Source organism: Flavobacterium sp. (assembly GCF_043756175.1).
In the GTDB taxonomy this organism is placed as follows: Bacteria; Bacteroidota; Bacteroidia; order Flavobacteriales; family Flavobacteriaceae; genus Flavobacterium.
Window position 1 is genome coordinate 23,261 of sequence record NZ_JAYURN010000089.1, and the last position, 16,994, is coordinate 40,254.

General features: G+C 33.0%; 12 protein-coding genes. 6 read left to right on the plus strand and 6 right to left on the minus strand.

Translation table 11 applies throughout. The features are described 5' to 3' along the window. Window positions 1-19: 19 nt before the first annotated feature. Together ACH2BP_RS06715 and ACH2BP_RS06720 are read left to right on the plus strand one after the other, a co-directional pair. The gene (locus ACH2BP_RS06715; protein WP_395058246.1) at window positions 20-5,014 is read left to right on the plus strand and encodes a translocation/assembly module TamB domain-containing protein; all 4,995 of its coding nucleotides are present in this window, start codon (window positions 20-22) and stop codon (window positions 5,012-5,014) included. Further along, a complete protein-coding gene (locus tag ACH2BP_RS06720) occupies window positions 5,007-7,298 on the plus strand; it encodes a BamA/TamA family outer membrane protein (protein ID WP_395058248.1) in 2,292 nt (763 codons plus the stop codon). The genes ACH2BP_RS06715 and ACH2BP_RS06720 overlap by 8 nt, the downstream gene beginning before the upstream one ends. A gap of 69 nt (window positions 7,299-7,367) precedes the next feature. Here ACH2BP_RS06720 and ACH2BP_RS06725 read toward each other — a convergent pair whose 3' ends face one another. Both ACH2BP_RS06725 and ACH2BP_RS06730 read right to left on the minus strand, forming a co-directional pair. Next, complete coding sequence (locus ACH2BP_RS06725) at window positions 7,368-8,279, minus strand: EamA family transporter (RefSeq protein WP_395058250.1); 912 nt, start codon at window positions 8,277-8,279, stop codon at window positions 7,368-7,370. Between the two features lie 91 nt (window positions 8,280-8,370). After that, window positions 8,371-9,669, minus strand: a complete 1,299-nt coding sequence (locus ACH2BP_RS06730; protein ID WP_395058252.1) for a sugar MFS transporter — start codon at window positions 9,667-9,669, stop codon at window positions 8,371-8,373. 292 nt (window positions 9,670-9,961) lie between these two features. Here ACH2BP_RS06730 and ACH2BP_RS06735 point away from each other — a divergent pair, with 292 nt between their 5' ends. Beyond that, window positions 9,962-10,903, plus strand: coding sequence for a hypothetical protein (locus tag ACH2BP_RS06735; RefSeq protein ID WP_395058254.1), 942 nt, complete (start codon window positions 9,962-9,964; stop codon window positions 10,901-10,903). Here ACH2BP_RS06735 and ACH2BP_RS06740 read toward each other — a convergent pair. From ACH2BP_RS06740 to recJ, 3 genes are read right to left on the minus strand one after another with little or no spacing between them, the layout of a single operon-like run. Further along, window positions 10,898-11,455: a Smr/MutS family protein gene (locus ACH2BP_RS06740; RefSeq protein ID WP_395058256.1), complete on the minus strand. Its 558-nt coding sequence runs from the start codon at window positions 11,453-11,455 to the stop codon at window positions 10,898-10,900. The two genes, ACH2BP_RS06735 and ACH2BP_RS06740, sit on opposite strands and share 6 nt — an antisense overlap. After that, complete coding sequence (locus tag ACH2BP_RS06745) at window positions 11,455-11,634, minus strand: hypothetical protein (RefSeq protein WP_395058258.1); 180 nt, start codon at window positions 11,632-11,634, stop codon at window positions 11,455-11,457. The genes ACH2BP_RS06740 and ACH2BP_RS06745 overlap by 1 nt, the downstream gene beginning before the upstream one ends. Before the next feature lie 5 nt (window positions 11,635-11,639). After that, window positions 11,640-13,328: a single-stranded-DNA-specific exonuclease RecJ gene (gene recJ / locus ACH2BP_RS06750; protein WP_395058260.1), complete on the minus strand. Its 1,689-nt coding sequence runs from the start codon at window positions 13,326-13,328 to the stop codon at window positions 11,640-11,642. Between the two features lie 165 nt (window positions 13,329-13,493). Between recJ and ACH2BP_RS06755 the strand changes: the two genes are divergently transcribed. Next, on the plus strand, window positions 13,494-13,814 hold the full coding sequence (locus ACH2BP_RS06755; protein WP_395047514.1) for a YbaB/EbfC family nucleoid-associated protein: 321 nt from the start codon (window positions 13,494-13,496) through the stop codon (window positions 13,812-13,814). A 48-nt stretch (window positions 13,815-13,862) separates the two neighbouring features. Here the strand turns inward: ACH2BP_RS06755 and ACH2BP_RS06760 are convergent, their stop codons facing one another. Next, window positions 13,863-14,888: a threonine aldolase family protein gene (locus ACH2BP_RS06760; protein ID WP_395058262.1), complete on the minus strand. Its 1,026-nt coding sequence runs from the start codon at window positions 14,886-14,888 to the stop codon at window positions 13,863-13,865. 190 nt (window positions 14,889-15,078) lie between these two features. Between ACH2BP_RS06760 and prfB the strand changes: the two genes are divergently transcribed. Together prfB and ACH2BP_RS06770 are read left to right on the plus strand one after the other, a co-directional pair. Further along, window positions 15,079-16,177, plus strand: a protein-coding gene (gene prfB / locus ACH2BP_RS06765) for a peptide chain release factor 2 (protein ID WP_395058264.1) whose coding sequence is annotated in 2 segments (ribosomal slippage) — window positions 15,079-15,141 and window positions 15,143-16,177 — 1,098 coding nt in all. Because the reading frame shifts where the segments join, the coding sequence is not laid out codon by codon here. Between the two features lie 12 nt (window positions 16,178-16,189). After that, window positions 16,190-16,984, plus strand: coding sequence for an HNH endonuclease (locus tag ACH2BP_RS06770; RefSeq protein WP_395058266.1), 795 nt, complete (start codon window positions 16,190-16,192; stop codon window positions 16,982-16,984). The last annotated feature ends 10 nt before the right edge of the window (window positions 16,985-16,994 follow it).

Below are 16,994 nucleotides of genomic sequence, written 5' to 3' on the forward strand. Positions count from 1 at the left end.
ATTCAAAACTAAAAAGAGAGTGGATTTCAAAAAAATTGTAAAGAAAGGCTTGAAGATTTTCCTTTGGATTGTGTTCTCTATCATTGGAATCTTTCTTTTGTTGGTATTATCACTTCAAATTCCTTTTGTTCAAAATATAGCTAAAAAAAAGGCTGTCAACTATATAGCAGAGACCATTCACACTAAAGTTTCTATTAATCGGATTGAAATTGGCCTTCCAAAAAAAGTAATCCTTGAAGGTGTATATTTTGAAGACCAAAAAAAAGACACCCTTCTAGCCGGAAAAAAACTAGCTGTTGACATCAGTTTATTTCAACTGATGAGCAACAAAGTGGAAATCAATTCCGCCAGCTTGGAAGGAATCACTGTATATATTGACAGAGACAAAAATTCCGTTTTCAATTTTGACTATATTATTAAAGCATTTTCTTCGCCTAAGAAACCAAATGATAATTCACCTCCCATGGAGTTTTCTTTGAACAAAATCAATTTAGACAATGTCAAATTCAAGTATTCGGATGCTATCTCCAAAAATGATATCGCTCTTACTTTAAACCATTTTGATACTCGAATAAAAACTTTTGAATTGGACAAAATGAATTTCGAAATTCCCAAAGCAAAAATTGATGGAGTCAAATTGAAAATGAAACGAGGTTTGATTGAAACGCTGAATGAAATTCAAAAAACGATAGTTGTAAAAGCAGACAAAGCCAATTTAAAAATACAACTGGGCTCCATCGATTTGTCAAAAATTGATATTGATTACCAAGATGAAACCAGCAGATTAAACACAAAATTCGCGCTTGAAAAATTGCAGATACAATTCAATACAATCGACTTACAAAGGCAGCTTCTTGACATTGAAACCCTTATTTTGTTAGACACGAAAGGAGAATTGACAGTAGGCAAATTAGAAAAAATGGTTACCGAAAACAACATTACTATTACTCCAACGAGCAATTGGAAAATTAAAATTAATAAAATTAATTTAGAAAAAGTCAATTTTCATTTTGATAACCAAAATTCAGTGGCCGTCAAAAACGGTATGGATTATCAGCATTTGGACATTGAGAATTTTAACCTTCAGGCAGAAAAATTGGACCACAATCCACAAAAAACCTCCGGAATCATTAATTATCTTACGCTAAAAGAAAAAAAAGGGTTGAACGTTCAATCCTTGAAAACCAATTTTATTTATAGTGAACAAGGTGTCACTTTGAAAAACTTGTATTTAAAAACACCGCAAACAATACTCAGAAATGAAATTATTGTAAGCTATCCTTCAACTTCAATACTTAAAGAATACCCTGGAGAGTTATATATAAATGCACATTTAATTAATAGTAAATTGGGTATAAAAGAACTCCTACTCTTTGCCCCTACGCTGGAAAATACAGCGCCATTTAGTACCAATCAGAAGGCTGTCATGTCTATGAATGGCACCATTATCGGCAAATTAAAAGATATTTCCTTCTCTAATTTAGAGATTAGCGGTATTGGAACTACAAAAATTGCACTCAGCGGAAAAATTATTGGTTTACCCAATTCCAAGATTGCCTATTATGATTTGAAAATTAAAAAATTACAATCAAATGCCAAAGATGTCAATAACATCCTGCCGAAAGGAACGGTGCCCAACTCGATTCAATTGCCTTCACAGTTTGCTACTAAAGGAACTTTCAAAGGAACGCTGTACAATTTCAATACAAATTTAAACATCATCAGTAGTTTTGGGAATGCCAAAATCAAAGCCGTTTTTGACCGACGCATAAAAAACAAAGAGAAATACAACGCTCAAACCGAAATCGATAATTTTGATTTGGGAAAGCTAACCAAAAACGACACCATTGGAAAAATTAGTTTAAAAGCCACTGTGAAAGGAACTGGGTTGAATCCGAAGATAGCCAATACTATGGTTGATGGCATGATTTCCAAAGCCAATTTCAAAAAATACACCTATCAAAATATTACAGTAAAAGGTAAAATAAACAACGGTTTATTTGATGCCAATATTAACTCAAAAGACCCAAATCTTACTTTTGACATGGTTTCTAGCGGTAGTTTCCGCGACAAATATCCTTCAGGAAAATTGCATTTAAATGTTGATATTGCCGATTTAAGCAAACTCAACCTTCATGCAGGATCAATGAAAATGCGTGGCGAACTGGATGCCGATATTCAATCAGCGGATATAGATTATTTGAATGGTAATGTGAACGCACACCATATTATTATTGCAAATGAGAAAGACCAGTTTGTATTAGATAGTATTACCCTAACAGCAACTTCTACAGCAGAAAAAAGTACGTTGCTTTTGAAATCGCAGTTTTTGAGCGCCAATGTGGATGGAAAATACAAACTATCCCAAATTACAACTGCCTTGCAGAACTCGATTGCAAAATATTATGATAGTAATCCAAATACTAGAAAAAACCTTGTAGAAGCACAACATTTTACATTTAATATGGATGTAAAAGACAGCCCGATTTTGTTGAAGTTCGTACCAGAATTGAAAAGTTTAGAACCTATTTCCATATCAGGCAGATACAATTCTGTCAATGACACGATTGTTTTGAATGGTAAAATTCCAAAATTAGTATATGGTAAAAGCGCAATTACAAATGCTCAAATAAACGTTTATACTAAAGCCAATTCGTTGGTTTATAACTTACTAGTTGATGATATCCAAAACCCACAATTTCAATTGCCCTATACTAATATTGTAGGGAAAGTGGAAAACGATGTCATCGATTATGCGTTGCAGTTGAAAGACTTAAATAACAAAGAGCGGTATTTTATTTCGGGAGCATTGAAAACAAAAAATGGAAATTATAGTATCAATCTGAATCCAAAAAATTTATTGCTGAATTATGACTCGTGGAATCTAACCGAGAATAATGAAATCCGTTTTGGAAGAAACGGGCTTTATTCCAACAATTTTGAATTATCAAAGGCAGGAAACAGTATCAAAATTCAATCGCAATCGGAACAACCCCATGCACCTATTGCCATTGACTTCAAGGATTTTGAAATTGAAACCATTACCAATATTGCACAAAAAACTGATTTCCAAATGAGCGGAAAAATCAATGGAAACGCCTTCATAAAAAACATCGAAAAATCAGCACTTTTCACTTCCGATTTGACCATAGAAGATTTTGCCTTCCGAAAAGATACATTAGGAACATTAAAAATAAATGTCAACAATCAAATTGCCAACCAATATAACGCGAGAATTCTACTAACGGGTCAAGACAACCAACTCAGTTTAGACGGAAATTACAAAACTACCAACAGCAATTTCGATATGAAATTGGACATTGCAAAACTGCACGTAAAAAGCATTCAAGGATTCACATTCGATAATATAAAAGAAAGTACTGGTTTTGTATCAGGGAATTTTAAAATTACGGGAACTGCTTCGCAACCTGCCGTTTTGGGCATTTTACAGTTTCATCAGGTTGGTTTCAAAGTCACACAACTCAACGCTAATTTCAAATCGATTAATGACAGAATTGTATTTTTAAACAACAGTGCTGCCTTCGATAATTTTATCATAAATGATGAAACAAATAACGAACTTATTATTAACGGAAAAGTTACGAATCGAACCAATTATAATTTTGGTTTTAATTTGACTGTCGATGCCGATAATTTTAAAGCGGTCAATTCGAAAGCAAAAGACAATCCGCTTTATTATGGCGAATTGTATTTGGACAATCATTTAACAGTAAAAGGTACCTTGAACAATCCAATAGTTGAAGGAAAAATTAAAATAAATAAAGACACTAAATTCACCGTTGTTTTGCCACAAACGGATCCATCAATTACTGACAGAGAAGGCATTATAGAGTTTATTGACCAAGATCAGCCTAAATTAATCACCACCGTTTCAGCCGATGAAGCATTGAGTCAAACCGAAATTAAAGGCATCATCGCTTGGGTAAATATTGAAATTGATAAAGAAGCCGAATTGTCTATGATTATTGATAAAGCAAACGGAGATTATTTAAAATTAAAAGGAGAAGCACAACTCACCGGAGGTATAGACGCTTCTGGAAAAACAACGCTAACCGGAAGATATGAATTTACAGGAGGTACTTATGAAATGAATTTTAATTTAATCAAACGAAAATTCGACATCAAAAAAGGAAGTTATATTCTGTGGACAGGAGAACCAACTACTGCCGACATTAATATTACTGCCATTTATAAAACAGAAACAGCTCCGATTGATTTGCTAAATGATCAATTAATGAATCTTACTCCGGAACAAAGAAACACCTATAAACAAAAAATTCCTTTTGAAACCGAATTGAAAATGAAAGGAGATTTATTAAAACCAGACATTACATTTGATATTATTTTGCCCGAAGGTAACAACTCTGTTTCAGCAGAAATCATTGATGCTACACAAGCTAAATTAGCGCAACTCCGACAAGAACCCGATGAACTGAACAAACAAGTTTTTGCATTACTTCTACTTAATCGTTTTATTGGTGAAAACCCCTTTTCAACCGAAAGCGGTGGCATTACAGCTTCTTCATTAGCTAGAGAAAGTGTGAGTAAGGTTTTGTCACAACAACTCAATAATCTTGCAAGTGATTTGATAAACGGAGTGGAATTGGATTTTAATTTAGATACTTCCCAAGATTATACCACAGGTACAGAAGAAAACAGAACCGAATTGAATGTAGGTCTTTCTAAAAAATTATTGAACGATCGATTGAAAGTTACGATTGGAAGTAGTTTTGGGATTGAGGGTGAAAAACAGGAAAATCAGCAAGCCAATAACATTGCTGGAGATATTGCTGCTGAATATCAAATTTCAAAAGACGGCCGATATAAAATTCGAGCCTATCGAAAAAATAAATATCAGGTGGCGCTGCAAGGTCAGGTTATTGAAACTGGTGTTGGTTTTATCATCACCATTGATTACAACAAATTCCGCGAGATATTTCAAAAAAAGCAAGTGGAAGAATCCAAAAAAACTAAAAATAAATCGAATGAATAAGAACATTTTATATTTTCTGTGTTTGGCACTGTTCGCCTCTTCCTGCAGCAATACAAAGTATTTGCCTGAAGACGAATTGCTGTATACAGGAGGTAAAGTAATAGTAGATAAAAATAAAGAAACCACAAAGAAAGAACTGACGTTATTACAAACAGAATCCAACAAATTACTGATTCCAAAACCAAACAAAAAATTCCTTGGATTGCGACCTAGGCTTTTCTTTTACAATCTTGCTGGCGACGTAAAAAAAGAAAAAGGATTTTGGCATTGGTTAAAATATACCGTGGGCGAACCACCCGTTTTATTCAGTCAGGTCGATTTGCAATTCAATAAAAGTTTACTACAGAATTATGTTGAAAATAATGGCTATTTTAATGCAAAAACTACTGCAGATTCCTCTCGGTACGGAAAAAAGGCAAAGGCAAATTACACCATCAATCCAAAGCAGCAATACAAAATTAAGTCAGTTCTATTCCCAACAGATTCTGCTACCATTTCAATTGCTGTTCGCAAAACACAACAAAGAAGTCTTTTGAAAGAAGGAAACGCTTACAACCTTGCTTTAATTAAAGAGGAAAGGGTTCGAATTGACACACGTTTAAAAGAAAAAGGATACTTCTATTTCAATCCAGATTATCTCAAAATTCAAGTGGACAGCACTGTAGCAGATCATCAGGTGGATTTGATTGTCAAAGTAAAAAATGAAGCACCGGAACTAGCAAAAACCAGTTTCAGAATCAATAAAATCATAATTTATCCCAACTATGGTATTAATGCCGATAGCTTGAGTGTGGCATCAGATTCGATTATAAGGTATAAAGATTTCACGATTATCGACAATGAAAAACTATTTGAACCTCGCGTTTTTGATCGCGTATTGTATTTCAAAAAAAATGATTTCTACAACCGTACCAATCATAATTTATCCTTAAACAGATTGGTCAATTTGGGTACTTTCAAATTTGTGAAAAACCAATTTGTAGTTTCTGATACCATTGGAAATTATTTGGATGCCTATTATTATTTGACTCCATTAACCAAAAAGTCAGTTCGGATCGAAATTTTAGCCAAGACAAATTCTGCCAATTATACAGGTACCGAATTGAATGTGAATTGGAGCAACCGAAACACTTTTCGTGGTGCTGAATTGCTTACCATTTCGGCTTTTGGAGGTTTTGAAGTACAAATATCAGGCGAAAAAAACGGTTTCAATGTATACCGATTTGGTTCTGAAGCCAATTTAATTTGGCCCCGATTTATATCCCCTTTCAAAATAAAGTCTTCTAGTGGTTTTGTGCCAAGAACAAAAGCAACTTTGGGCTATGAAAATCAAAACCGGATTAAATTGTATTCGTTGCAAACTTTCAAAGGAGCGTTTGGTTATATATGGAAAGGAAACGAACGAACAGAACACCAATTGAATGTTACGGAAATCACTTTTGCAAGTCCGCAGAATATTTTTGATTTGTATAACGAACAAATTGCTGCCAACGAAAGTTTGAGAAAAGTGGTGGAGAAACAGTTAATTTTTGGTCCTACCTATTCTTATATGTATACCAATACAATGCAGAAAAGAAAGAAAAACACTTTCTTCTATAAGGGAAGTATTGATTTATCTGGGAATGTTACAGGACTTGTTACGGGTGCGAATATCAAAAAAGGGGACACTATTAAAATCTTCGATATTCCTTTTAGTCAATATGTGAAAATACAAAACGAATTCAAACACAATTACAAGCTGACTAAAATGTCACAAATTTCAAGCAGAATTATCATGGGAGCCGCTTTCGCCTATGGCAACTCTGTTGAAATTCCTTTTAGCAAACAGTTTTTTATTGGAGGCACCAATAGTTTAAGAGCTTTTCGTTCGAGATCATTAGGTCCAGGAACGTATAATGGTTTCAACGATGACAGCACATTTTTACCAGATCAATCTGGTGATGTGAAATTGGAAATGAATACCGAATACAGAGCCAATATTTACCGATTTATCAACGGTGCCTTGTTTGTAGATGCAGGAAATATTTGGTTGTTAAACAATAATGTCAACAAACCGGGTTCCAAATTTTCTTCAAAATTCCTTGATGAAATCGCAGTTGGTGTGGGTGCTGGATTGCGGTTTGATTTTTCTTTTCTGGTGTTAAGAACCGATTTGGCTTTCCCAATCCGAAAACCGTATCTGCCGGAAGGACAACGATGGGTTTTAGATAAGGTAAACTTTGGAAGGGGTGCATGGTTAAAAGAAAATTTGGTTTTTAATTTGGCTATTGGATATCCTTTTTAAATGGAAAAGAAAAAATTGTATGAGAAAAATGGTTTTATACATTCCTGAAGAATTTGATGATTCCACTTTTTATGTAGTAGATACCAAAGACAAATAATTAGTCCTTTTTTCCAAAAACCTCTCATTAAATATAACAACAGAAATTAAAATCAATGAATAAGAGATAATTTGTGTCGAATTGATTTCTTCTTTGAAATAAAAAATAGCCAATAAGAAATTTATCATCGGATTGGTGTACATCAAGATACCAACTGCTGAAGAATTCATGCCTTTAAGTGCAAACAAATTTAAAAATAATGGAATAATTGTAAACAATACTACAATTACAATCATCAGAATATAAAATATTGGTTCCGTAGGAGTTTCTGCTCTATAAACAGGGAAAAATGGTAACAAAACTAGTGATGCAATTAGCAATTGAATTGTCAATACTACAAATCGATCGAACTTATTGTTTTTTCGTTGACTTATTAAATACAAGGCAAAAGAAATAGCAATTATCAAACTGTAAATAAGCCCGTTCAGATCTCCGTAAGATAATATTCCGCAACTAATTACACATAAGAATACTGAAAACCACTGCCATTTACTCAGCTTTTCTTTGGGAATAAAATAGGCTAAAATAGTGGTTATAATAGGACAAATTAGATACGCAAATGATGCCGATTTTAGACTAACATGATTTACCGCATACATAAACAAAAACCAATTGAAGATGAGTAAAAAACCGCCAAGAACGGTTAGTAGAATTGTATTTAGTTTCTCTTTCTTTTCTAAAGTAATGAACGATTTCCAGTCGGTTTTTAGTTTTTCTTTTCTAAAAAAAAGATTGATGATTAGCAATAATCCTGCGGCATAAAAAACCCTATAAAATAAAATATCCAAGGAAGGATAATCGTGTAACGGTTTTAGTGCTAAACTAAAAAAACCCCAAATTACAAAAGAGGATAATGCCGATAAATAATATTTGTTGATTTGCATATAAAAAAAATTCGGAGTAAAAGTAACGAATTACCTTCTTCCGAATTTTAATATTAATATATATTTAAGAATTTTCTTAGTGGTTTAAGAATCAATTAAATTTGTGTTCAATACCTATTTTATGACCTTTTATTGCAAAAAATAAAATATACAAATAACATGGAAGTATGGCAACATAAAAAGCAATATGAAATGGTATTCCTAATCCGCCATGAGCTGGTAAATCACTTAAATAACCATAAATTAAAGGCCAAATAGCACCACCAGCAATACCCATAATCATAATGGCAGAACCAGTTTTGGTGAATTTTCCTAAATGGCTAATTCCTAGCGGGAATATGGCTGGCCACATCAAAGAATTTGATAGACCCAATAAAGCAATAAAAATAACTGACAATTGAGAACTTGCAGTTAAAAATGCCAAAGTGCAAAATACAATTCCTAAAATGGCGCAAATTCTCAATGCTTTTTGTTGAGAAATGTATTTCGGAATGGTAAAAATTCCTATTACATAACCTATTAACATACTAAATAAGGTTAAGGAAGTTAAGTATTTAGCCGTATCCGGAGCAATCCCTAGCGCTTTTCCGTACACTCCAATAATATCTCCTGCCATTACTTCGGCAGCTACATAAACGAAAATACAAAATGCACCTAAAAACAAATGTGGAAACTGAAAGATAGACTTATGTTTTACAACTTCACCTTTTGTTTCATCGATGATATCTTCTTCAACCTCAACTTCTGGTAAATGAGTGTATTTTATTAATATTGCAAACGCACAAAAAATAATAGCTAAAACAATATAAGGTGTGTTTACTCTATTTAAAACATCGGCTAAAATATTTTCTTTTTCAATTCCAGTTGAAGCTGCAATCTTTTTTTCAATATCTGCAGCATTTTTTAGAAATAACGAACCCATAATTACTGGAACAATCATACCTGCAAATTTGTTGCAAATACCAGCAATACTAATGCGTTTTGCCGCACTTTCAATTGGGCCAATAATGATTAAATAAGGATTTGCTGCTGTTTGTAATAAAGCTAAAGCCGCTCCTTGTATAAAAATACCTGCTAAAAATAGCGGAAAAGATCGTGATTCTGCTGCGGAAATAAAAACCAAAGAACCCAATCCTAATATGAATAAACCAACTATAATTCCATTTTTAAATCCTAATTGTTTTAAAATCCATGAAGAAGGTAATGCCAAAAAGAAATAAGCTATGTAAGATGCGAAAGTCACGAAAAATGCTTGCGTGTTAGACAACCCAAAAGACAGTTTAAAAAATGGAATTAAAGTACCGTTTGCCCAGGTTACAAATCCGAAGATGAAAAATAAAGCTACAATAATTATCAGTGGCTTTGTTGTTTTGTTTGTTTCAGAAGTCATAAATAATAAAATTTAGTTTGATTTAGTTTCCTCAAACATACATATTTTTTTTGAAAAAAATATGTATGTTCCCTCTTTCAAAAAAATAAAAATAGAAGTTTACAAGAGGAAATATAACAATATTGTTTAATTTTTCTTAAATCGAAGAATAAAGCTTTCATTAGTAATTAAAAATATTATTTTTGTTTAAAATTTATACCATTGAAATATTTATGATACCGAAATCACGAACACAAACGAAGATTCCTCATAAATATACCATATTCCAATTAAAAACAAATATTACCTACATATGAAATATTTCCTAACTATATTTATAAGTCTTTTATTATTAACTGGTTGCGATGATGGTGATTTAATTACCGAAAATTTCGTTTTTGAAAACGCAACTGTTCAAAAATGTAGTAGTTCGAATGTTTTATACAAAATTAATGATGTAGAAGCTTTAATTTTTAATACTCCAGAAACTAATTTTCCAAATACCGAAACTATAGTAAATACACCTAGAGTTGTATCTATAGGAGGTGCAACATCTTTGATTTACAGAAAATTTGCAACCACAACTTCAACAACTAATATTTGTGATACACCAACAATTCCTATTTTAGAAGAATGGACAGTAACTGGCGGAACTGCAGAAATTACAACAATCAAAATTTTAGACACTAACGGAACTACGGTTGTTGCTTATAACCACAATATCGTTTTTAAAAACATAACGTTTGTAACTCCAGATAAACAAATAGTTTATGATTCATACACATTTGGGAGTTATAGAACCGAGATTATTAACCTAAATTTTGATTATTCGCTTGCTACAACACAAAAATGTGGCGGAAACAATTTGATTTTTAAATACAATTCTAACAATGCTTTGTTATTAGATGTAGATCCGTTACTTTTTCCAAATTCAGTAGTTGGATCACCAAGAACACGAGTAATTAACGGAACAACAAACAAAGTGGTTTATAGGGTTTATAACGGAAGTTTAAATACTAATTTTTTCTGTGCTGCAATAACACCTTCTACTCCTACACTTACAGAAGAATGGATTGCACAAGATGGTGTGACTGGAACTAGTGGAATCATAAGTGTCGAAACTGTTGCCCTAGATGCAACCCATTTTAAACATACTATTACCTTGTACAAAACAACTTTCAAAAAAGGAGTTTTAACCTATATTTATCCAACGAATGATAATTTTGTTTTTGGTGAATATATAACGACTTTATAAACTACTTTTCTTCTGAATAAAATAAACCTCAGTTGCGCCAACACCGTATTTTTGATAATTTGCATCTTGAAAAGTGATGTTTTCGTAACGACCTAATAAAAAATCGAGTTCTGATTTTAGTACGCCCTCGCCCACTCCATGTATAAAAACAACTTTTGGAATTCGGTTACGTAATGCAAAATCCATTTGTCTTTTTACAGTTTCAGTTTGAATGTTTAAAATATCATAATTACTCATTCCTCGTTTGTTGGGAACTAGTTTTTCGATATGTAAATCTATTTCGAGAACAAATTCTTCTTTTTTAGATTTTTTCTCCTTCACAAAACTTCTTGGTTTGGGAATTTCCTTTTCTTTTGCTACTGTTGAAAAATTAGTTTTAGAAATATTATGCATCAAATCGCTAGAGGATTCTATCAAAATAAGTTCTTTTTCGTTATAATCGAGTTCAAAACCATCTTCGGTTTCAATCGTTATTATTTTTCCGTTCACTTTTAGAACAACACCATTTATGGCATCGTCTAAAACCGAAATGTTATCTCCTTTTGCAAACATTATTCTTCGTTATCTTGATTTTTACTTGGCGTTTTTGCACTTAATTTCATCATACCGTAAAAGAATATAATTATCCCTATAGCTTTTATCCAAAGACTTGGTTTTACCGTATTTTGATTCCAAAATAATGCAATTGCAATAAGAATCATTAGTATGATGTATATGCTTTTTACTTTCATTTTTCTTAATTTAAATCTCTTAATCTCAGTTGCAAAGTTACGTTTCCGTTCCACTCGTTTTCATCGATACAATATACTACATCAAATGGTTTGTTATTGATTATACAATCCATTTTTTGTGCTAAATTAAAACCAATTGCAGCAAAACCTTCGCTATTATCTTGTTTTACAAACAATCGCAAATGTTCTTCATCTTTACCTAGAGTTTTAGCATAACCTGTATCTTTTATATTCTTTGAAATAAAAACTGGTGTCATATTTTGTGGACCAAATGGTTCAAATTGTTTTAAAATTCTAACCAATTTTTCATTTATTGATGATAAACTAATTTCAGCATCAATAGCAATTTCAGGAATAAGCAAATCTGGATGAATACTTTCTTTTACAACTTCTTCGAATTTATTTTTGAAAGCTTCGTAATTTTCTTCTTTCAAAGTCATTCCTGCAGCATACATGTGTCCACCAAATTGTTCAAGATATTCAGCACTAGATTCTAATGCATTATAAATATCAAAATCCTTTACAGAACGTGCTGAAGCAGCTAATTTATCGCCACTTTTTGTAAAAACAATCGTTGGCTTATAATGAGTTTCAATCAATCGAGAAGCTACAATTCCGATAACACCTTTGTGCCAATCTTCCTGATAAACAACGGTCGTGAAGTTATTTTCTGCTTTATTATTTCCTATTTGTTGCAATGCTTCAACAGTGATTTGTTTGTCTAAATCTTTTCTGTCGGCATTAAAAATTTCTATTTGTGAAGCAAATTCTTCTGCTTGTGGCAAATCAAATTCTGTTAATAATTCGACTGCATAATTACCATGTTTTATTCGTCCAGCAGCATTTATTCTTGGTGCAATGATAAAAACTACATCGGTAATTGTGAGTACTTTCTTTTTTAAATTTTGAATCAAAGCCTGAATTCCTGGTCTTGGATTTGTATTGATAACTTCTAAACCGAATTTTGCTAAAACCCTATTTTCTCCAGTCATAGGAACAATATCGGCAGCAATAGCTGTGGCTACTAAATCTAAATACTGAATAAAATCTTCGATTGTTTGGTTTCGGTTTTCACCTAATGCTTGAATCAATTTAAAACCAACGCCACAACCACAAAGTTCGTCGTAAGGATAACTACAATCGGAACGTTTTGGATCTAAAACAGCAACAGCTTCAGGCAAAAATTCTCCTGGACGGTGGTGATCACAAATAATAAAATCGATGTTTCGCTCTTTGGCATAAGCCACATGCTCTATCGATTTTATACCACAATCTAGCGCAATAATAAGTGTAATACCGTTGTCATCGGCATAATCGATTCCTATAAACGAAATTCCGTAACCTTCGTCGTAACGATCCGGAATATAAGTTGCTACGTTTTTGTAATAGGATTTTAAGTAAGAGGAAACCAAAGAAACTGCAGTTGTTCCATCGACATCATAATCGCCAAAAACCATGATGTTTTCGTTATTTGCAATTGCCTTTTCAATTCTTTCGACCGCTTTATCCATATCTTTCATCAAATAGGGATTGTGCAAATCATCTAAACTGGGACGAAAAAATGTTTTGGCTTGGTCGTAAGTTTCAATTCCGCGTTGAATGAGCAATGAAGCTACAAAATCTTCAATATTTAAGGCTTGCGCCAGATGGTTTATTTTTTCTTCTGAAGGTTTTGGCTTGATTGTCCAACGCATAGTTAATCCGGATTATAAATTATATAGAAAAACAAATTTAGTTTAAAACATTGAATAATTTATTGTGAACAAAAAGTAAAAATTATGAATTTTATTAAACTTAAAAATCAGTGAATCTCTAGCTTTTAATTATTAAATTTGCATTAAATTAAAAATAAAAGACACATGGACTTAATGGCAATGATGGGGAAAATGAAAGAAACCCAACAAAAAATAGAAGATACTAAAAAACGTTTAGACACTGTTCTTATAGATGAACAAAGTACTGACGGATTACTTAAAGTAACTATTACTGCAAATAATGCGATAAAAAACATCTCGGTTAGCGATGCTCTGCTTGAAGACAAAGAACAATTAGAAGATTATCTTGTTACAGTAATAAATAAAGCTATTGAAAAAGCAACAAGAGTAAACTTAACTGAACTTGATGCCGTTACCAAAGTAGACATGCCAATGATTCCAGGCATGGAAGATATGTTTAAATAAAAATTATGGATTGCGAATTATGAGTTTTTGAAGCTCATAATTCGCAATTTACATTTTCAATTTTAAAAGCGTTTCCAAAACATACTCATGCATTACTTGACGGTAATCCAAATGTGTTACAATTCGCAATTTTCCGTGTCCCATTGAGCTGATATAAATTCCTTTTTCTTTGAGTTTTTCGGTAATTATTTTTTCATCTAGATAAGGTTGGATAGAAAATATTAGAATGTTTGTTTCTACAGGTTCTATTTGCGCTATCCAAGGTAAACTTTGTAAAACTTGTGCAATTTCTCTTGCTCGACGATGGTCTTCTGCCAAACGTTCTACATGATTGTCTAAAGCATAAATTCCTGCTGCCGCTAAGTAACCTGCTTGTCTCATGCCACCACCAAAAATTTTACGAATTCTCAATGCTCTGTGAATAGTTTTTGCGTCAGAAACCAAAACTGAACCTATTGGCGCACCCAATCCTTTAGACAAACAAACTGAAATTGTATCGAATAACTCGCCAAATTGTGTTGGTGATTGTTTTTTTGCTACCAAAGCATTCCATAATCTGGCGCCATCAAGATGGTATTTTAGATTATTATCTAAACAAACTTGTTTTATTTCTCGAAGTGGCTGCAGGTCATAACAAGCGCCACCTCCTTTATTGGTTGTATTTTCGATACTTACTAGACTCGTGAGCGGTGCGTGGTAAAATTCTGGATCGTTTATCGCATTTTTGACTAAATCGGCAGTAATCATACCACGATTTCCATCGACAAGGTTACAGGAAACGCCACTATTAAAAGAGGCTCCACCGCCTTCGTAATGGTAAATATGTGACCATTTGTCGCAAATAATTTGCTCTCCAGGATTTGTATGCAACTTGATTGCAGTCTGATTTGCCATAGTTCCCGATGGGAAAAATAAGGCGGATTCCATTCCAAACATTGCTGCCACTTTTTCTTCCAAGGCGACAACCGTTGGATCTTGTTTGTACACATCATCACCTACTTTTGCCGTAAACATAGCGTTTAACATTTCTTGTGTAGGTTTGGTAACGGTGTCGCTAATTAAATTTATTTCCATATTTGGTATATAATTCTTATTTTTGATACTTAATTATGAATTACTGTTTATTTTTTAGCCCTGATAGTAGTGAAAATCCTTTTTATTTTTCCTTTAATAATAAAAAGATTGTAACGGATAGCAGGAGACGAGTAAAACGAACTGGCGAAGCAAATAGCTTCAAACAATTAATACAAAACTAAACAATTTTATGACAAATACCGAACAAATAAAAGGTATTGTGGAGCGTCTTGGTGCGTTAAGGAGGTATCTTTGACGTTGATGCAAAACTAATAGAAATTACAAACGAGGAAGAAAAAACCTTTGCTCCCGATTTTTGGAACAATGCAAAAGCTGCCGAAATAATCGTAAAAAATCTCCGTTCGAAGAAAAAATGGGTCGAAGATTACAATAAAGCGGTCGAAATGGCCGACGAATTGCAATTGGCATACGACTTTTATAAAGAAGGAGAACTTACTGAACAAGAATTAGACGAGCAATATGAGGTAACAAATACTCATATTGAAGGAATCGAATTTAAAAATATGCTTTCGGACGAAGGAGATTCTTTGAGTGCTGTTTTGCAAATTACCGCTGGTGCTGGTGGAACAGAAAGTTGCGACTGGGCCGAAATGCTGATGCGTATGTATATGATGTGGGCCGAAAATCAGGGTTACAAAATAAAAGAACTGAATTTTCAAAAAGGCGATGCTGCAGGAATTAAAACTGTTACCTTAGAGATTGAAGGTGATTATTCTTTTGGTTATTTGAAAGGAGAAAACGGCGTACACAGATTGGTGAGAATTTCTCCGTTTGATAGTAATGCCAAGCGTCATACTTCGTTTGCTTCGGTTTATGTATATCCGTTAGTTGATGATACGATTGAAATTGAGATAAATCCTGCTGATATTGAAATCATAACGGCTCGTTCTAGTGGTGCTGGTGGTCAGAATGTGAACAAGGTGGAAACCAAAGTACAACTGACACACAAACCGACGGGAATCCAGATTCAGTGCTCCGAAACACGCTCACAGCACGATAATAGGAATCGAGCGATGCAAATGTTACGTTCGCAATTGTATGAAATTGAACTCAAAAAACAACAAGAGCAACGCAACGATATCGAAGCTGGAAAAATGAAAATAGAATGGGGTTCGCAAATACGTAACTATGTGATGCAACCGTATAAGTTAGTAAAAGATGTAAGAACTGGTCACGAAACTAGCGATGTTGATGGTGTAATGAATGGTAATATTGATGCTTTTCTTAAAGCATATTTAATGAAAATGGGACAAAAAGAAGAATCATAAAAACATTAGATTATGACTAATTATATAAAAAGATTTTATGACGAAGAACTTTGGAAACAAGTTGAACTAAAATCACCGTTTACAGAGAAATATGAATTATATATTTCTAGTTACGGAAATATCAAAAAAATAAATAAACTAAAAGGAATAACTGTAATTGTAAAGCAAACATTAACCGAAGGTTATCCATCTGTTCATTTAAGCACCATGTTACCCATTGGAGAAGAAGATCAGGCTTATTTTGCAATTATTAGAGAAAATATAAAGGTTTTGAATCTGGAAATAGCATCGATGGTAGAACTAGTAAGTTTAGCAGAAAAACCAGATACTCTTCTTGCAGAAAAAATTATTGAAACTGAGAAATTACTCAAAACAATTAAAACCAACTATACTAAAAATTACAAGAAAAGGGAACAAAAAAGAAAACGTTTTTATGGCAGTTTAACACACCGATTGGTTGCTATTTATTTTTTAGAAAAACCTACTGAAAATAAAAATCTTGTTGCCCACATAGATTATGACAAACTAAACAACCATCATTCTAATTTGAAATGGATGTCTAGAGAGGAAAACACATTGCATCAAAAAAACAGCCCTTTTGTAATAAAAGCTAAAGCAAAAGTTCTTGTTAGCCCTACAAAAAGAAACAATACAAAACTCACTGAAAAACAGGTCATGATTTTGAAAAAAAGAATGAACGAAGGTGTATCTTTGAGGGAATTAGCAAAACGCAACAAAGTTACCGAAACTCAACTTTTGCGAATAAAAAGAGGCATAAACTGGGGTAAAGTACCTGCGGCATTATAACAACAAAGAG